This window comes from Streptomyces tsukubensis (assembly GCF_003932715.1).
Classification (GTDB): Bacteria; Actinomycetota; Actinomycetes; order Streptomycetales; family Streptomycetaceae; genus Streptomyces; species Streptomyces tsukubensis.
In genome coordinates this window covers 5393789-5411422 of the sequence record NZ_CP020700.1, presented here as the reverse complement: position 1 = coordinate 5411422, position 17634 = coordinate 5393789, and the positions used below count along the sequence as shown (strand labels likewise).

At 73.5% G+C, this 17634-nt stretch carries 13 protein-coding genes and 2 pseudogenes; 6 read left to right on the top strand and 9 right to left on the bottom strand.

Translation table 11 applies throughout. From position 1 onward, the window contains the following. The first annotated feature begins 25 nt into the window (after nucleotides 1-25). Together B7R87_RS22475 and B7R87_RS22470 are read left to right on the top strand one after the other, a co-directional pair. Nucleotides 26-1732, top strand: coding sequence for an alpha/beta hydrolase (locus B7R87_RS22475; RefSeq protein WP_130584845.1), 1707 nt, complete (start codon nucleotides 26-28; stop codon nucleotides 1730-1732). Between the two features lie 253 nt (nucleotides 1733-1985). Then, entirely contained in the window at nucleotides 1986-3632 is a 1647-nt protein-coding gene (locus B7R87_RS22470) for an alpha/beta hydrolase (protein ID WP_006346768.1), read from the top strand. A 129-nt stretch (nucleotides 3633-3761) separates the two neighbouring features. On the opposite strand, the gene moeZ is transcribed toward B7R87_RS22470, so the two are convergent. From moeZ to B7R87_RS22435, 8 genes and pseudogenes are all read right to left on the bottom strand, one after another. Then, nucleotides 3762-4940, bottom strand: a complete 1179-nt coding sequence (gene moeZ, locus B7R87_RS22465; RefSeq protein WP_006346769.1) for an adenylyltransferase/sulfurtransferase MoeZ — start codon at nucleotides 4938-4940, stop codon at nucleotides 3762-3764. A 64-nt stretch (nucleotides 4941-5004) separates the two neighbouring features. Continuing rightward, complete coding sequence (locus B7R87_RS22460; RefSeq protein ID WP_006346770.1) at nucleotides 5005-5853, bottom strand: spherulation-specific family 4 protein; 849 nt, start codon at nucleotides 5851-5853, stop codon at nucleotides 5005-5007. Between the two features lie 404 nt (nucleotides 5854-6257). Continuing rightward, nucleotides 6258-6452: pseudogene (locus B7R87_RS34425) on the bottom strand (reductase); the annotation flags it as partial. A 156-nt stretch (nucleotides 6453-6608) separates the two neighbouring features. Then, nucleotides 6609-7373, bottom strand: a pseudogene (locus tag B7R87_RS22455) (NAD-dependent epimerase/dehydratase family protein); the annotation flags it as partial. Nucleotides 7374-7727: 354 nt separating this feature from the next. Further along, nucleotides 7728-9050: a hypothetical protein gene (locus B7R87_RS22450; RefSeq protein WP_157997799.1), complete on the bottom strand. Its 1323-nt coding sequence runs from the start codon at nucleotides 9048-9050 to the stop codon at nucleotides 7728-7730. After that, on the bottom strand, nucleotides 9047-11221 hold the full coding sequence (locus B7R87_RS22445) for a glycosyltransferase (protein WP_130584846.1): 2175 nt from the start codon (nucleotides 11219-11221) through the stop codon (nucleotides 9047-9049). Before B7R87_RS22445 ends, B7R87_RS22450 begins: the two co-directional genes overlap by 4 nt. A 233-nt stretch (nucleotides 11222-11454) precedes the next feature. Then, nucleotides 11455-13119: a DUF3152 domain-containing protein gene (locus B7R87_RS22440; RefSeq protein ID WP_130584847.1), complete on the bottom strand. Its 1665-nt coding sequence runs from the start codon at nucleotides 13117-13119 to the stop codon at nucleotides 11455-11457. Nucleotides 13120-13128: 9 nt separating this feature from the next. Further along, on the bottom strand, nucleotides 13129-14094 hold the full coding sequence (locus tag B7R87_RS22435) for an alpha/beta fold hydrolase (RefSeq protein WP_006346776.1): 966 nt from the start codon (nucleotides 14092-14094) through the stop codon (nucleotides 13129-13131). 199 nt (nucleotides 14095-14293) lie between these two features. Here B7R87_RS22435 and B7R87_RS22430 point away from each other — a divergent pair, with 199 nt between their 5' ends. From B7R87_RS22430 to B7R87_RS22415, 4 genes are all read left to right on the top strand, one after another. Then, nucleotides 14294-14575, top strand: a complete 282-nt coding sequence (locus B7R87_RS22430; protein WP_006346777.1) for a hypothetical protein — start codon at nucleotides 14294-14296, stop codon at nucleotides 14573-14575. A gap of 200 nt (nucleotides 14576-14775) precedes the next feature. Next, on the top strand, nucleotides 14776-15432 hold the full coding sequence (locus B7R87_RS22425; RefSeq protein ID WP_130584848.1) for a TetR/AcrR family transcriptional regulator: 657 nt from the start codon (nucleotides 14776-14778) through the stop codon (nucleotides 15430-15432). 237 nt (nucleotides 15433-15669) lie between these two features. Next, nucleotides 15670-15900, top strand: a complete 231-nt coding sequence (locus tag B7R87_RS22420; RefSeq protein WP_006346779.1) for a DUF3107 domain-containing protein — start codon at nucleotides 15670-15672, stop codon at nucleotides 15898-15900. A 285-nt stretch (nucleotides 15901-16185) separates the two neighbouring features. After that, nucleotides 16186-16458: a hypothetical protein gene (locus tag B7R87_RS22415; protein WP_006346780.1), complete on the top strand. Its 273-nt coding sequence runs from the start codon at nucleotides 16186-16188 to the stop codon at nucleotides 16456-16458. 49 nt (nucleotides 16459-16507) lie between these two features. On the opposite strand, the gene B7R87_RS22410 is transcribed toward B7R87_RS22415, so the two are convergent. Continuing rightward, on the bottom strand, nucleotides 16508-17326 hold the full coding sequence (locus B7R87_RS22410) for a ferritin-like fold-containing protein (protein WP_040914422.1): 819 nt from the start codon (nucleotides 17324-17326) through the stop codon (nucleotides 16508-16510). Nucleotides 17327-17634: the final 308 nt, after the last annotated feature.

The window sequence follows — 17634 nt, the reverse complement described above, 5'->3', positions numbered from 1 at the left end:
GGCGCCCGGCGCGCACGATGGCGGCATGCCTCCCTCAGCCACCGCCGTGCGCTCCGCGACCGCACACGCCGCGGCCATCGCCGCCTCCCTGTCCGTCCTGCTGGCCGCGGGCTGCTCCGGCGGCGGCGGCCGGGACCGGGCGCAGGACCCGGCCGCCGGGACGACCAGCACGGCCTCCGCGGCCGCGTCCGGAACGTCCCGCGCATCCGCGCCGACCGGCTCGTCCAGTACCCCCGGTACGACGAGTTCACCGGGCACCTCGAACCCGGTCCCGCCCCTCGGCAAGGAGCTGACCGGCCAGAAACCGGTGTGGAAGACGTGTCCGGCGCCCTCCGAAGCCGAAGGCGGCGGCGCGGCACCCCAGCCGCCGCCCGGCGGCTCGGCCTGGGAGTGCGCGACCGTCAAGGCACCGCTCGACTATGCGGACCCGGGCGGAAAGACCTTCGACCTCGCCCTGATCCGGGCCCGGGCCACCGATCCGCAGAAACGTATCGGCTCGCTGATCTTCAACTTCGGCGGACCCGGCGGCTCCGGAATCACCACGCTGCCCGCCGCCGCGACCGACTACACCGCCCTCAACACCCGCTATGACCTGGTCAGCTTCGATCCGCGCGGAGTGGGCCGCAGCGTCCCCGTCCGGTGCGAGGACGACAAGCAGCTCGACGCCTTCTACTCCCTCGACGCGACCCCCGACACCGATGCCGAGATCACCGCGTACTCGGACGGGCTGAAGTCGTACGCCTCGGCCTGCAAGCAGCGCTCGGGCGGCGCGCTCCCCCATGTCGGCACCCTGAACGCTGCCCGGGACCTGGACCTGATGCGCCAGGTCCTCGGCGACGACAAGCTGTACTACTTCGGCATCTCCTACGGGACCGAGCTGGGCGGGGTGTACGCCCACCTCTTCCCGAAGAACGTCGGACGCGCGGTCTTCGACGCGGTCGTCGACCCGACGAAGAACTCCGAAGAGGGTTCGCTCGGCCAGGCGAAGGGCTTCCAGCTGGCCCTCGACAACTTCGCCCAGGACTGTGTGGACCGCGGCGACCAGTGTCTGATCGCCGGTACGACGCGGGCGGAGGTCGAGGGCCAGATCACCGATCTGCTGAAGCGTCTCGACGCCCGGCCGGTCCCGGCCGGCGGGGGCCGGGAGCTGACCCAGACGCAGGCGCTGAACGGGATCGCCCAGTCGCTGTACTCGCAGCAGTTCTGGCCGCTGCTGGAACAGGGCGTCGACGAGGCCGACGGCGGTGACGGTTCCCTGCTGCTCGCCCTCTCCGACGCGATGAACGGCCGGAACCAGGACGGCCGGTACGACAACATGGGGGCGGCGTTCAACGCGATCAGCTGCGTCGACACCAAGGACCGCTACTCGGTGGCGCAGACCCGGGCGAAGCTGCCGGAGTTCCGTGCGGCCTCGCCGGTCTTCGGGGACTATCTGGGCTGGGGCATGCTCGGCTGCACCAACTGGCCGGTGCCCGGCACCTGGGAGCACCCCGACGTCTCGGCGCCGGGTGCCGCCCCCGTCGTGGTGATCGGCAACACCGGTGACCCCGCGACGCCGTACGAGGGCGCCCGGGCGATGGTGGAGGCCCTCGGCCCGGGTGTCGGGGTGGAGATCACCTACCGCGGCCAGGGCCACGGCGCCTACAACGCGACGAGCACCTGTGTGAAGGGCGCGGTCGACGCCTACCTCCTGGAGGGCCGGGTCCCGGCGGCGGGAACCGTCTGTCAGTAGCGGTGCCTAGGCCGTGTCCGGAAAGTAGCGCCGTCCGCCCGCAGGGCGGGGCCCGCGGTGTCCGGTGCGTGCAATCGCAAGGCGGAGGGACTCCCTCGTACTGGACGTACTTGGGAGTCCCGACAACATCGCGAGTGCGCGTGCCGGGCGCCGCGGGCCAGGCGGGACTTTCCGGACACGGCCTAGGATGGCGGCACGGGTACGAAATCCGGGCGGCGGCCGTGAAGGGCCGGGCCCGACGGGGGGACGCACCATGCGCATCGGGCACATCGGGCACGGCAAACACAGGGCGAGAGCCCTGACAGCAGCGGCCCTGCTGCTGGCCGGGACGGTCTTCGGCTGCACGAAGGACAGCGGCGGAGGCGGCAGTTCCGGCGAGCGCGCCGGGGCCGCCGCGAGCGGCGGAAGCGGTAGTACGGCTCCGAGCACGGCACCGTCGCCGTCCGCGGATCCGGACCGGGCGCCCGTGACCACCGCCGCGCTGCCCGCCGCCCTGACCGGGCAGAAGCCGCGCTGGTCGGCGTGCAAGGCGCCGGTCAAGGCCGATGGGATGTACGCGGAGAAGCCGGGCCCCCGCTGGCAGTGCGCGACCCTGAAGGTCCCCCTGGACTACACGGAGCCGGACGGCGAGACGCTGGGCATCGCCCTGATCCGGAGCGTGGCGAAGGACTCCGGAAAGCGCGTCGGCTCGCTGCTGTTCAACTTCGGCGGACCCGGTGGCTCGGGTGTCGCGGCGCTGCCCGGCGGCGACGACATCGTCAAGAAGTTCGGCGGGGCCTACGATCTGGTCAGCTTCGATCCGCGCGGGGTCGCCGAGAGCTCCGCCGTCGTCTGCCGCGACGACAAGGCCATCGCCGCCTCCCACCGGGTCGACAGCACCCCGGACAATCCGGCCGAACAGCGCGCGTTCATGGCCGCGTCGACCGGTTTCGGGGCGGACTGCGCCCGGCGGTCCGGAAAGGTCCTCCCCCATGTCGGTACGGCGAACACCGCCCGCGACATGGACCTGATGCGCCAGGTCCTCGGCGATGCGAAGCTGCACTACTTCGGCTTCTCGTACGGGACGGAGCTGGGCGGGGTGTACGCCCATCTCTTCCCGGAGAAGGTCGGACGGCTGGCCATGGACGGCGTGGTCGACCCGACGGCCGATCTCGCCCGCGGTACGCGCAACCAGGCCGTCGGCTTCCAGCGGGCCCTGGAGAACTACTACAAGAGCCGCGGCATCGGTGCCGCGGAGGGTACGGCGCGCACGGTGAAGCTGCTGAAGCGGCTCGACGCCCGGCCGATACCCGCCGGAGACGGCCGGGCGCTGACCGAGCACATGGCCCGGACCGGCATCATCCAGTCGCTCTACTCGGAGCAGTACTGGCCCTATCTCACGGATGCCCTGAAGGCGGCCGAGAAGGGTGACGGCACCGAACTCCTCGCCCTCGCCGATATGTACACCGGCCGGGACGAGAAGGGCCGTTACTCGACCCAGGACCATGCCCAGCGCGCGATATCGTGCGCCGATTCCGCTTCCCGGCCGACGGCCGCGGACGTGACCTCGCGCCATCTGGCCGACTTCACCGCGGTCTCCCCGGCCTTCGGCCCGTATCTCGCCTGGGACGTCGCGGGCTGGTGCGCCGGCTGGCCGGTCGACGGGGCATGGGAGAAGCCGCCGGTGTCGGCGAAGGGCGCGGCGCCGATCCTGGTCGTGGGCACCACGGGCGACCCGGCGACGCCGGTGGAGGGCGCGAAGAAGATGGCGGACGGCCTGGGCACCGGGGTCGGCGTGCTGGTCACCAGCAAGGGCGAGAACCACGGCTCGTACGGCTTCTCGAAGTGCGCGACCCGGGTCGTGGACGACTATCTGCTGAAGGGCGCGGTCCCCCGGAGCGGAACGGTCTGCTCCTCCTGACGGCCCGGCCGCCCCGGCCCGGCCCCGATACGGAGCGGGCCCCCGGGTCGCGTCGGCCGACGCGCCCCGGGGGCCCGGTCACACTCGTTCGCGCTGCTCCGCCGGTCCGGCGGAGCATCCGCGGACCGGTCAGTAGACCGGCTTGTGGGGTTCGATCTGGTGCACCCAGCCGATGACACCGCCACCGACATGGACGGCGTCCGCGAATCCCGCCGACTTGAGGACCGCCAGCACTTCCGCACTGCGGACACCCGTCTTGCAGTGCAAGACGATCTTCTTGTCCTGGGGCAGTCCTTCGAGCGCGGTGCCCATCAGGAACTCGTTCTTGGGGATCAGCTTGGCGCCCGGAATCGAGACGATCTCGTACTCGTTGACCTCGCGGACGTCGATGATCTCGATGTTCTCGCCCTCGTCGATCCACTCCTTGAGCTGCTTGGGAGTGATGGTCGAACCGGCGGCCGCCTCCTGGGCCTCCTCGGATACGACGCCGCAGAAGGCCTCGTAGTCGATCAGCTCGGTGACGGTGGGGTTGTCGCTGCAGACCGCGCAGTTCGGGTCCTTGCGGATCTTGACCTGGCGGTACTGCATCTCCAGGGCGTCGTAGATCATCAGCCGGCCGACGAGCGGCTCCCCGACACCGGCGAGGACCTTGATGGCCTCGGTGACCTGGATGGAGCCGATGGAGGCGCAGAGCACTCCGAGCACCCCGCCCTCGGCGCAGCTCGGGACCATGCCCGGCGGCGGGGGCTCGGGGTAGAGGCAGCGGTAGCAGGGGCCGTACTCGGACCAGAAGACGGAGGCCTGGCCGTCGAAGCGGTAGATGGAGCCCCAGACGTACGGCTTGCCGAGCAGCACACAGGCGTCGTTGACGAGGTAGCGCGTGGCGAAGTTGTCCGTGCCGTCGACGATGAGGTCGTACTGGCTGAAGATGTCCATCACGTTGTCGGCTTCGAGCCGCTCCTGGTGAAGGACCACGTTGACGTACGGGTTGATCCCGAGGACCGAGTCCTTCGCGGACTCGGCCTTGGACCGGCCGATGTCGGCCTGGCTGTGGATGATCTGACGCTGGAGGTTCGACTCGTCGACCTCGTCGAACTCGACGATGCCCAGAGTCCCGACCCCGGCCGCGGCCAGGTACATCAGCGCGGGGGAACCGAGGCCGCCCGCGCCCACACAGAGCACCTTGGCGTTCTTCAGCCGCTTCTGCCCGTCCATCCCGACGTCGGGGATGATCAGGTGGCGGGAGTACCGGCGGACCTCGTCGACGGTGAGCTCTGCGGCGGGCTCGACCAGGGGTGGCAGCGACACGGGGACTCCGTTGCGTGGGTAAGTCAATACGGTTGTTCTCCCGTCAACACTGCCACGCACCTCCTCATTCCGAGACACCTGGTCCGATCTGCGAGACGAATTCGTCCCAGTAGCCGGGCAGGCTCTCGAATGCCCCGGAATGTCCGCCGGAGGCTTCGGAGACCCCGGCCGCTGCCGGGGGCGTGGTGCCGAAGCCGGCCGGGTCGCCGCCCGGCCGGTCGGTGAAGAAGACGGTCGCCGCGCCTTGCCAGCGGGCGATCCGGGCGGCCTCTTCGAGATGGGTGCGCGGCACCCCGTGGACGAAGTGGGCGAACCGCTCCGGCGGATGGTCGGCCGTCCACTGGGCCGCCTGTGACCAGCGGTAGTCCGCCCAGGGCCCGGAGAAGGTGACCAGTTGGTCGGCGAGATCCGCGTAGGCGGGGTGCGGATGCCTGCCGTGGCCGAGGACGACGTACGCGTCCGGGTTCCCGGTCCCGGCCGCCCGGCCCGTACTCCCGGGACCGGCCCAGGCCCCGCTTCCGGTCCGGCGCCGTCCGCAGCCGCCCACGGCCCGCGTTCCGGCGCCTTCGGCGACCGTCCGCACGGCCGTCACCGCCAGTCGTACCGCCTCCAGAGCGGCGGGGTCGGCCGGGCAGCGGTCCAGCAGGAAGCCACCGACCCGGTACCACTGGGCATAGCGGTCGGCGTCGGCGACGACTTCGCCGAGGGGCCGGGCGCCCCCGGCGAGATCGACCCGGCCCAGGACCCGTACCCCCGCGTTGACCAGCCGTCCGGCAGCGGCCAGACAGTGCGGGTCCGGGCGGTCGCCGGGCCCGTTGGCCACCGTGAGGACGACCCAGTCCAGCGGGATGCCGGGCCGGGTGAGCTCCGCCCACTCGGCCGCGGCGAGCAGTGGATGGGCGTACCCGGGCACCCCGATCCGCAGCCGGCCCCAGGGCCCGGCCGCTGTGCCGCCGCCCGGATACGGATCGGAGTACCGCTCCCGGCCACGCCCGGCCCCCGGGAGACCGTGGAATCCAGGGCCACCCGGGACACCCGAGACACCCGAGACACTCGGGGCACCCGAGAAACCCGGAACAACCGGAACAGCCGAGAAGCCTGGGCGACCGGGAAAGCCCGCCGAATCCGGAGCGCCAGGAGCCCCCGGAACATCAGGAGCACCCGGAACATCGGGAGTACGGGGAACAACCGGAGCACCCGGGGCGCCCGAGGAGCTCCGGGAGCCCGGCAGTTCCGTGGTTCCCGGAGCGCCCGCGAAGCCCGGGGCCGCTCCCGGCCCGCGCCGTCCGGTGCACCGGGCCGCTCCGCCGCCGGTGCTCAGATGCGGCATGCCGCCTCCATCCAGATATCGGCGAGTGACTCCTCCAGGTTGATCCGGGGCCGCCAGCCGAGCCGATCGCGGGCGGTGCGGATATCCGCCTGCTGCCAGTTGCCGCAGCCGTCCGGGTAGGGGACGGGGGTGGCGGCGAGCTGTTCGAGAACGGATTCGGAGCGCGGCGCTCCGATGCCGTGGCCGGCGAGGGGGCCGTGTCCTCCGTGACCGGGGTGCCCCACCGGCCCGCCATGACCGCCATGACCGCCATGACTGCTGTGACTGCTGTGGCTCACCGGGCCCGAGTGGCCGCCGTGGCCCAGCGGGCCGGGGCCGCCGAGTGCGCCGGGTCCGGGCCGTCCGGGCGGGGTGTCCAGTTCATGGAGGGCACCCGCGTACCCCGCGACCCTGGCGAGGACCGCCGCCGCGTCCCGGAGCCGTACCGCCCGCCCGGTGCCGATGTTCACCACGCCCTGGGCGGCGGAGAGGGAGGCGGCGTGGACCGCCCGGGCCACGTCCCGGACATCGACGAAGTCCCGCTGCACCCCGAGCCCGCTGAGCTTCAGCTCGCCGTCGCCGGACTGCATCGCGCGCCGCATCGCCTCGGCGAGCCGCCCGAGCGGGGATCCGGCCGGGGTACCGGGCCCGACCGGGGAGAACACTCGCAGGACGACCGCGTCCAGACCGGATCCGAGCACCAGCTCCGTCGCGGCCAGTTTGCTGACTCCGTACGGACCGCCGGGCCGCGGGATCGCGTCCTCGGCGGTCGACGAACCCTGCTGCGAGGGTCCGTACTCGGACGAGCAGCCCACCTGCACCAGCCGTGCCCCGCAGCCGCTGCGGCGCAGCGCCTCGCAGACGGTGGCGACGGCGACGGTGTTGTGCCGGGTGAGTTCGCGGGCCCCGCCGCGGGTGGCACCGGCGCAGTTGATGACGACGCCGGGGTGGACGGCGGTCAGAAAGCGGGTGAGGGCGCCGGGGCTGCCGCCCGCGAGGTCGAAGCGCACGTCGGCGTCGTCGCCGCGGCCGAGGGTGGTCAGATGGACGGCCGGATCGGCGAGCAGCCGGTCGGCGACGAAGCGGCCGAGGAAGCCGTTGGCTCCGAGCAGCAGCACCCTCATCGCACGCCCCCTTCCTGACGACGGGTCCTGGCTGGGGATTGGCGGATCATGTTCGCGTTTCTCCTTCGGTGTCGCGCCCGTGGCGGCGACGGCTGATCCGGCGGAGCCGGTGGTACGGCACACAGCGGTCGTTCGGGGTGGTGCGGGGTGCTGCCGCGCGGGGCACGGTTCGGTGCCCCGGCGGTGCGGGTGGCCCCGGTCCGGGATGCGGACGGCGGGGTGGACAGGCGGTCGGGACGGAGGGGACAGCGGGCGGCAGGTGCAGGGGTACGGAGGGGCCGGGCCTCGTGGTGAGGGCGGGGGCTCCGGATCCCCTGCCGGGGGTTCTCGTCCGTCCGCCGGAACCGTCGGCGTCTAGGTGTGGGCCGAAGCCCGGGACAGTACGGCGGTGGTGTGGACGAGCAGTCCGCCCGCCGCCGCTCCGCAGGCCAGGGCGGAGACCGCGCCCGGGCCCCAGGCCGCCGTCACCGCGTCGACCGGCCGGGCCAGGAGGCCGAGTCCGGGAAGCCGTCCGGCGAGCAGCAGGAGGATCGCGAGTGCCTGCCCGGCACAGGCCGCACCGAGCCCGGTGGCCGCGGCCTCCGGGAAGCCGTGGACGGCGAGCAGCCGGGCGGTGAAGAGCAGCAGGCCCAGGGTGACGGCGGTGGTGGGGGTACTGCCGTCGGTCAGCAGCAGCCCGGTCGCCACGGCCACCGCGGCCAGGGCCGTGGTGTAGAGCCCGGCGACGCCCAGCAGCAGCGGCCGCATTCCGGCGGCGAAGTCGTCGAGTCTGCGGCTGTCGCCCAGCGTGCGCCGGGCCCCGGCTGCCAGCAGTCCGGCGCACCAGGCCGCGGGCGCGACGGAGACCGCCAGGGCGGCCGGCGGGCCGGGGGCGAACAGCACCGCGTCCCCGGGGCCGCCCGTGGTGAGCCGGGCCGTCAGCCCCGGACCGCAGACGGCGAAGGCGATGAGCACCGCGGTATGCACGGCCCCGGTGCGGACGGCGCGGACCGGCCGCCGCCCTCGGGCGCGCAGCGGGCCCTGCCGCAGACAGAGCAGAACGGCAGTGGTGACGGCGGCCGTGCCGAGGAGGGCGGCCGCCGTACGGGCGGGGCCTTCGAGGAGGGTCCAGCCGGTGGCGGCGAGCGCGGCGGCCGTACCGGGCAGCAGTGCGAGGGCGGCGCCGCGGGCGGGACGGTTCTCCGGGCCGGGCCGGGGCGCGGGTTCGGCGGTGTTCCCGGGGACCCGGGCGTACAGCTCCTCGGCGAGGGAGAAGACGTCCCGGTGCCGGAAGCGGGCGGCGATCCGGTCGGTGATGCCGTGGGCTTCCAGCCCGGCGGCGATCTCCAGCGGGTCGACGGCCCGTTCGCACAGGTCCTTGTGGCGGTGGAGCAGCGCCTTGACGGGGTCGGCGGACCTGCGGGGCCCGGCCGCGGTCGGCTTCCCCGATGCGGGTACGGCGGCGGGGGCGGGCCCGGATCCGCCGCGGGGGCCGAGCAGGGCGTGGGAACGGGCGTCCCAGCCGCCGTGGCTGACCGGCGGTCGCGGCGCGTCCGCGGCGGAACGGGGACCGGTGGAAGACGGCGGTACGGCGGCGGTACGGCCTCCCTCGCCGGGGCGCCCGGAGGCTCCCCGGAGCCCGGTGCTCCCGGCGGTCTGCGGGGTCCCGCCGCGTCCCGCGGTCCCGGGGGCGGTCATGTGCGGGCCTCCTTCACCACGACGCCCAGCGGTCCGTGCCACGCGCTCCCGTCCGGCGCCGGTCCGTGCCACGCGCTCGCACCCACCGCCGGACCCGGCCACGCGCTCCTGTCCGGCGCCGGGCCGGGCACCGAACTCCACGTCGGCGCGCTGGTGGACCACACACCTCCGCCGACCGCCGCACCGGACAGCGCGCCCTCGAAACCCTCCGCCCCCGCCCCTGACCCGAACCCGAACCCGAACCCGGACCCGGACCCGGAAAGCGGACCGGCGCCGACCACCGTCCCGGCCCACGGGCGCCCCCCGGCCGCCCCGGCCATCGACGGGCCCGCCGGCAAGCCCCCGCCGGCCTGGGGCGCGCTGCTGCCCCACCCCACCGGAACGAGAGCCTCCGCCGGGCGGGCGAACGGCAGCGGTTCGCCGTACGCGCCGACCGCGTCGCGATGGACCGGCGAGCGCGAGATCACCTCCAGGTACAGCGCACGGAAGGCGGCCGTGTTCCGGTCGGCGGTGAAGAGTTCGAGCGCGCGGGAGCGCGCGGCGGCGCCGAGCCGGGCGGCCCGCGCGGGGTCCCCGAGGAGCGCGAGGCAGGCATCGGCCAGGGCCCGCGGACTGCGCGGCGGTACGACGAGCCCGGTGCCCCCGATGACCTCGACTACCGCGCCCGCGTCCGTCGACACGGTGGCCCGGCCGCAGAGCATCGCCTCGACGAGGGTGTGCGGAAAGCCCTCGACGGAGCTGGCGGAGACCGTGACGGCACCGCTCGCACAGGCCTCGGCGGTCGTCCGGCCGCCGTCGGATCCGAGCGGCTCGAAGGAGACCGGACCGGCGGCCGCGGGATGGACGTCGAGGTCATCGGAGGCACCGGCGGCGAAGAGATGGGCGGCGAGCGACCGGCAGTGGGCGAGGTAGCAGGCCTCCTCCTCACCCGCCGCGGGCCGGGCGAACAGCCGCAGCCGGGCCCGCGGTTCACGCCGGTGCACCTCGGCGAAGGCCTGCAACAGGCCCACCAGATCCTTCCCGGGCCCGGTCCGGCCCACCCAGACGAGGGTGTACGGGTCGCCCGGGTCGGCGGCCTCGCCGACGGCGGCGTACCGCTCGGCGTCCACCCCCGGGTGGACCGTGCGCAGCTTCGCCGGATCGGCGCCGCACTTCTGCTGCCAGCGGCGGATCCGGGCGTCGCCGGGGGTGATCAGGGCCGCCTGGGAGTACACCTCGGCGGCGAGCGCCCGCCGGAAGGCCGCGAGCAGGGCGCGGACCGGCGCACTCAGCCGGGGAAGGGACGCCCCGGGCGGGACGGATGCGCCCGGCGCGAGCGGTCCGGCGGATGCGCCGTGCCCACCGCAGGTGTCGGCTGCCGTGGAGGCGCCCTGCCCTCCGCAGTGTCCGGCGAGATAGTGGGCGCGCAGATCGACCCCGTACTCCGTGACCAGCAGGGGAACCCCGAAGAAGCGTTTGGCCAACAGGCCGGGCAGCGCCGTGGTGCCGCCGGAGACGGCATGGCAGAGGTCGACGGAGCCGAGTGCGTCGTCGCCGTACCAGTCGAAGGACAGGGGGCGCAGCGCCCGCTCCAACTCCCCGGCGAAGGCCAGGTAGTCGGTGACGGCGGCGGTGTGCACGCTCCGTTGTGCGCCGGGGGTGCGGCAGACGGATTCCACTGTCCGGACGGCGGGTTCGGAGCGCAGGGCGGCGGCGAGCCCGCCGTGTTCAGCGGCGAGTGCCGCGAGCCCGTACAACCCTTCGGCGAACCGGGCCGCACCCGCCGCACCGGCGGGGCGGACCGAACCGGCCGGATCAGCCGCGGAGTTCACTGCACCCGCACCCCGGACGGCCGTCACCAGGTCCGTGAAGTGTTCGAGGAAGCGTCGGCGCCCCCGGCGGCCCAGCGCGGCACCCCCGTCGCGGGCCGCCGGCCCCGCGGGCGCGGTCCGGACCGTCCGCACCTGCGGCGGCAGTCCCGAAGGGGACCAGGGCAGAGGGGAGCACCGGGCGCCGGGATCCGGGGACCGTCCCGCACCATCCGCGCCGGAGGCTCCCCCGGCGCATACGGCGTGGCCCGCGTAGACATCGAACTCGTGCTGCGCGAGCCCGCGCACGAGCCGGTCGCACCAGCCCGCCGAGCCACCCGACGCATCCTCACAGCCACCGTCCGTGAGCAGTCCGATCCGCATGAACGCACCCCCGATCTCCCTTGTCGACCACCGCCGTTGAACTCGGCGGCACGCGGCGGAACGACCGTAAGCCGGTGCGACGGGGGTACGGCGGACGGTTGTCCGCCGCGCCACCGGAAGGGGTGAAAACCCGTAACTTTCCTGGCGCGATAGCGTTCTGTCGCGCTATGAACGCTCTCTGTCACCAATGGTGAAGCACAGGCCACACCTTCACCCAGGGACTGCGGACGGATTCAGCCCTTCGGGTGAACCCAGGGGTTGGGCCTGCAGCGGATGTCATTGATGTTCAGGGACTTGGTCTGCTGCTGCATCACGGGCGCCAGGGCGCCTTCGGTCCGGCAGCTCACATGGCCGTGGCCGAGCCGGTGGCCGACCTCGTGGTTGATGAGCATCTGCCGGTACGCGAACATCGCGCCCGGCCCGTAGGTCTCCGAGCCCAGCCCCCAGCGGTAGGCGTTGATCATGACCCGGCTCGTCGAGGCGGAGTCGCAGCTCACCTTGTCGATGGAGGTGTTGAGCCCGGATTTGGCGCACCACACGTCGGTGGTGCCCGGACTGGCGAGGGTGATCACGAAAGCGGGTTCGCCCGACGAGATCCGCTCGAAGGTCCTCTCGCCGTTCCCGGCCCAGCTGCGCCGGTCGTTGAGGGTCCGCTGGACGGCGGTGGCGAAGAGCAGGCCGTCCATCTTCAGGCCCTTCTCGACATCCACCCGATAGCGGAACACTTTCCCCTTGCCGGGCGCCTTGTCGAAGCCCGGGACGGCCTGGAAGGTGCCGCTGCCGGTGAACTCCCGGTCGATGGGGAAGCGGGTCGCCATCAGCTGTTCGTACGTGGGGGCCTGGGGTTTGGTATCGCGCAGGGCGGGCTGCGGCGGGGTGTCGCGGCTGTCGGAGCGCGAGGCGGGTCCGGTGTCTTCGGCGCGCTCGTCGCCCGTGGTCCCGGTCTCCTCGCGGCGCTCGTTCTCGGTGGCGACCTGCCCGGCGACGATGATCGCCAGCACGGTGGTGACGGCCGCGGCGGCGATACCGGTGACGGTACGGCTCTTGGTACCGCCGAGCGGAGTCCGCTGGTCCGGTACGGCGGCGGGGGCGGCGGTCCCGTCATGGGGGGCCTGGGGGCCCCGGGGCCGACCGTCGGGCGCCTCGGTTCCATGAAGCGTGCCGGTGCCGTCCGCGGGCGCTCCGGACGGGTCGAATGCGTCGACGAACTCCCGGCGCGGGCCCGGTATCCGGGATCCGGTCGCGGCGGTTCCGGGCGGGGCCTGCGGACCTGACGGCCGCGGCAGCTGCCCGGTGGGAGCCCCGGAGTGCGGGGGTACGGCGGTTCCGGGCCCGGCTCCCCAGCCGCCCCCGGGCTCGTGCTGCTCGGGATGGCCGCCGCGGGCCTGCGGGACGCCGTACCCGGTGGCCGTGTGCTCGGCACCGTAGCCGACGGGTGCGGCAGGTCCGGCCTGTCCTTGCGGGGCGGTGAAGCCGCCCGGGCCCGCGGGGGCGGAGTGGTGTGCTCCGGTGCCGTAGTCGCCGGGCTGGTGGGCGCTCCGGTGGTAGCCGGGAGCGGGCTGCCCGCCCGTACCGTAACCGCCGCCGGGCTGCGGACCCGCGCCGTAACCGCCGCCGGTGCCGTAGCCACCGGGGCCGTACCCGCCATCGGGCTGCCCCGGCTGCCCCCCGGCGCCGTACGCACCGGCGGGACCACTGCCCGTGCCGTAGGCGGCGGCGTCCGTCCCGGGCTGCGCACCGCGCCCACCCGTACCGTGTGCCGCGTCAGGACCGGCCTCGGAGGCACGCCCCGCATCCGCCGGAGCGGAAAAAGCAGCGGAACCGGAAGGAGAAGAAGGAGAGGAATCCGCACGAGGTGAGGACTTGGGCGCGGGGCCCTTACGGCTGTGTCGTCCCACGGGCCCCGATCAGCTCCTGCCGCAGTCGTCGATCATGTCCCGGATCGCCTGCGCAACCGTCTCCGGGTACTCCATCATCGCCACATGGCCGGCGTCCGGGAGCGTCACCAGCCGTGAGTCCCGGAAGGCGGCGGACGCCCTGTCGGCCATCCGGTACGAGACCAGCTTGTCCCGCCCGCCGTACACCAGCAGCGTCGGGGCGAGCACCCGCTCCGCCTGACGCCACAGCCCGTGTTGGCCGCCCAGTGTGTACGCATCGACGATACCGCGCGCCGAGCGGGCCATCGCGTCCCAGAAGTAGGGCAGCTTCATCCGCCGGTCCATCTCGGCCACGGCATGACCGAAGGCCTCATCGGAGACCCGGCCGGGATCGCCGTAGCAGAGCGCCATCACACCGCGCGTGCGCCGCTCGGCCGGCCAGTCACGGCTGATCCGGCCGAACAGCCGGGCGACACCGGGCAGGCCGAGCAGCCCGGCCGGTACGGCACTGCGCTGCACCCGCAGTTCGGGCAGGGCCGGGGAGACCAGGGAGAGGGTGCGCACCAGATCGGGGCGGACGGCGGCGACCCGGGTGGCCACGGCACCGCCGAGGGAGTTCCCCACCAGATGGACCGGCCCGCGCTCGGCGGCGTCGAGATAGCGGATCACCGCCCGGGCATGGCCCGTGAGCGAGTAGTTGCCGTCGTCGGGCGGCGGTGAGGCGCCGAAGCCGGGCAGATCGAGGGCCTCGCCGTCGACGACGTCCGCCAGCAGCGGCATCAGGGCCGACCAGTTCTGGGACGAGCCGCCCAGTCCGTGCAGATAGAGGGCGGGGGGCAGCCCGGTGCGGGCCGGCGGCCGGGCCCGGACGGCGAGCCCGAGGCCGGGGAGCGTGACGGTGCGCAGCTCCTCCCCTTCGGCGATCCGCACGGCGACGAGGTCGGGCACCACGGGCACGAGGGGTGCGCGGGCGCCGGGCAGCTCGGTCGAAGACATGCGGCAATGTTACGAGAGGATCACACCGCGAAACGTGTGTTCGGCGTCACAAGGATCGGCGGATCGCATAGCGCCTCCGAACGTCTGCTCCTACGCTCGTAAGAAGAAGGAAAGGGGACCGCACTCGCCCGCGACGGCGGACCGTGACCACGGGACGGGCGGACGGGCCAGGAGAGCGAGCCGGGGAGAAGGTGCCTCAATGGCTGTCGTCGATCCCAGCGATCCGGAAGCCTTCGCGGCGTACGAGGGCCGCGAGAGCGGCGAAGAAGAAGACGCGGCCGGGACCGGTGCGCCGTCCGGTGGCGCGGGTACGGCGAACCGGCCGGACGAGGAGGTTCCGGAGGCCGACGCCGCCGAGCAGCGTACGGAAGTCCGTCCCGAGCACGACGATCCGCCGCGGATCGACCGCGACCGGGCGAACGAGGCCGACGCCGTCGAGCAGGCCAGGGCGGCCGGCCAGGACGAGGACGACTATCGGTGACCCGTCGCCGACTGCAGGTGACAGCGGGCCCCGCGGGTGCGGCGCTACCGGTGGCGTGCCCCCTTTTGCCCCCGAATCGGGAGCTACCGCGGCTGTCCGGTCCGTGAAATTCTGCGTCCGCGGCGCGCACGGGCGGGTTACCCAAAAGTACGATGGCGGGCGCGGCGACAACCGCGCACGGAACGATTTTGGGAGGCGGCGTGACAGCCATCGAGCAGACAGAGGCAGCGCGCCCGCGGGGCACGCGCCTGCCGCGCCGAGCCCGCAGGAACCAACTTCTGGGCGCCGCCCAGGAGGTTTTCGTGGCGCAGGGCTACCACGCGGCCGCGATGGACGACATCGCCGAGCGGGCGGGCGTCAGCAAGCCGGTGCTCTACCAGCACTTCCCCGGCAAGCTGGATCTCTATCTGGCGCTGCTGGACCAGCACTGCGAGGCGCTGCTCCAGGCGGTGCGCACGGCCCTGGCGTCGACCTCGGACAACAAGCAGCGGGTGGCGGCCACGATGGACGCCTACGTCGCCTACGTCGAGGACGAGGGCGGTGCCTTCCGGCTGGTCTTCGAGTCGGATCTGACCAACGAGCCCGCGGTGCGCGAGCGTGTGGAGCGGGTGTCGCTGCAGACCGCGGAGGCAATCTCCGCGGTCATCGCCGGGGACACCGATCTGTCGAAGGACGAGTCGATGCTGCTGGCCGTGGGGCTCGGCGGCGTGGCACAGGTAGTGGCCCGCTACTGGCTCTCCAGTGAGACGGGCATTCCGCGCGACCGGGCCGTGGGGCTGCTGACGTCGCTGGCCTGGCGGGGTATCGCGGGCTTCCCGCTGCACGGCGCGGACGGCGCCGAAGGCCCCCAGCGCTGATCCGGGCGGCCGTCGGCCGCTGCCCGGTCCGCCGCCGGGGACGCGCCCCGGGCCGCCCGCACCTTGCGGCGGGCCTGCTTTCCGCGTCGCCGCGCGTCGGCACCCGGGGCGGTCCCTTCGCCGCTGTTCGCTGATGGCGTGCTCCGGCGTGGCCGAGGTGGCCCACCGCCGGGCTAATGTGTGCTGGGTACGGCGCGGTGATCGCGCAACGCACTGACCGTTCGGAGGGACATAGCCGTGGAGGTCAAGATCGGCGTGCAGCACGCGCCCCGGGAGATCGTTCTGGTGAGCGGGCAGACCGCCGCCGAGGTCGAGGACGCTGTGGGCCAGGCACTCGCGGGCAAGGCGCAGGTGCTCAGCCTCTCGGACGAGAAGGGCCGCAGGGTGCTGGTGCCGGCCGACCGGATCGCCTACGTCGAGATCGGCGAGTCGGCCACGCGGCGTGTGGGCTTCGGCGCCGCGCTCTGACCCGACGCTCCGGCAGGGGCCCCGGCGGACTTTCCGCCGGGGCCCTTCCGCGTTCCGCCCGGGCCCTTGCCGCGTCCCGGCGGTCCCCGGCCGGGACCGGCATCCGGGTGGTGACCGTACGGAGCCACGGAGGTACGGAATCACCGCCGGCGCCCCCCGGAACGGCCCCCGGACGGGGCTGGACCGGAGGGGTACGGAGCGGCCACGGAGGGTTGTTCTGCCGGGCCAGGGGGTAGTACGGGCTGTGACCGCACCCCCCGTTCCGTGCTCGTGAGGTGATCAGCAGTGCTGCTGGAAGCGATCGGCTCAGTCCTGCTCGGCCTCGCCCTGTCCTGGGCGGCCGTCCGCCTCTTCGCCGACCGGCTCCCGGAGCGCCGCGCGGTCTTCCTCACCGGCCCGCTGGGCGCTCTGTTCGGTGCCCATGTGACCCATGTCGCCCTCGGCCCCGGGCATTCGGTCGGGACGCTGGTGGGGGCCCTGCTGGTCGGCGCCGTCACGCTCTCGCTGCTGCTGCGCCCCACCGGCCGGCGGCTGCGCAGCCGCGCGATCCCCTCCTGACGGTCCCCGGCCCGGGCTTTACAGGCAGGCCGGGGCAGCGGGCAGCGCGTCAGGACGCCAGGTCGAGCGCGGCCATCCGCAGGGTGTGGGCCTTGGTGATCCGGGAGAACATCTTGCCGATCTCGGCAAGGTCGAAGCCGTCCGCGACCCCGCCCACCAGCATCGTCGACAGTGCGTCGCGCTCGGCGACCACCCGCTGTGCCTGGGAGAGCGCCTCCCCCATCAGCCGGCGGGCCCAGAGCGCGAGCCGTCCGGCGATCCGGGGGTCGGCCTCGATGGCCGCGCGGACCTTCTCGACGGCGAAGTTGCCGTGGCCGGTGTCGTCGAGCACGGCGAGCACCAGCGCACGGGTGTCGGAATCGAGGTGTACCGCGACCTCGCGGTAGAAGTCACTGGCGATGGAATCACCGACATAGGCCTTGACCAGTCCCTCCAGCCAGTCCGACGGGGCGGTCTGGTGGTGGAAGTCGTCCAGGGCCCGGGCGAAGGGCTCCATGGCCGCGGTCGGCTCCTCGTCGATGGCGGCCAGCCGGTCGCGGAGCCGCTCGAAGTGGTGGAACTCGGCGGACGCCATCTTCGCCAGTTCGGCCTTGTCCCCCAGGGTCGGCGCCAGCTTGGCATCGTCCGCGAGACGCTCGAAGGCGGCCAGCTCCCCGTAGGCGAGCGCGCCCAGCAGATCCACGACGGCCGCGCGGTACCGGGGGTCGGCGGAGGCCGTGGCCCAGTCCTGGGCGGCGATCCCGGTGGGACCCGCCGCCGTCTCCCCGCTCGGAGCGGCCCCGGCGTCGGCCGCGGCACCCCCGGCCCGCGGGGCGTCCTCGGCCTTCGCGGCGTTGTCGGGTTCAGGGGCGTGATCAGGCGTCTCCATGAACCGCACAATAGCCCGCCGCACCCCTGTCACAAGGGGTCGGCCGCCGGTCCGGGGGGCGCGTTCCGGCGGTGTACCCCCCGGTTTCCGTGACATCCGCCAACACACATGCGCGATTCCGGGGTACAGTGGTATGGCGCCTGCTGGAGCGTTGAGAGAGTTGTGTGTACGACTGCACGACAGTTCGACGGTACGGCGGGCGATCGCAGTGTTTGACTGAGGGATGAAGGATTCTGTGCCGATCCTCCGGGCTTTTCCAGGTCCGGCCGGGCTCCGGTGGTCCTTCTGACCCCATGAGGATGCCCGGT

Excerpts from the sequence above, each read along its gene's own strand:
- B7R87_RS22450 (WP_157997799.1), bottom strand. The coding sequence starts at position 9,050 with ATGACCGCCCCCGGGACCGCGGGACGCGGCGGGACCCCGCAGACCGCC.
- B7R87_RS22430 (WP_006346777.1), top strand. The coding sequence starts at position 14,294 with ATGGCTGTCGTCGATCCCAGCGATCCGGAAGCCTTCGCGGCGTACGAG.
- B7R87_RS22410 (WP_040914422.1), bottom strand. The coding sequence starts at position 17,326 with ATGGAGACGCCTGATCACGCCCCTGAACCCGACAACGCCGCGAAGGCC.
- B7R87_RS22435 (WP_006346776.1), bottom strand. The coding sequence starts at position 14,094 with ATGTCTTCGACCGAGCTGCCCGGCGCCCGCGCACCCCTCGTGCCCGTG.
- B7R87_RS22445 (WP_130584846.1), bottom strand. The coding sequence starts at position 11,221 with ATGCGGATCGGACTGCTCACGGACGGTGGCTGTGAGGATGCGTCGGGT.
- B7R87_RS22475 (WP_130584845.1), top strand. The coding sequence starts at position 26 with ATGCCTCCCTCAGCCACCGCCGTGCGCTCCGCGACCGCACACGCCGCG.
- B7R87_RS22470 (WP_006346768.1), top strand. The coding sequence starts at position 1,986 with ATGCGCATCGGGCACATCGGGCACGGCAAACACAGGGCGAGAGCCCTG.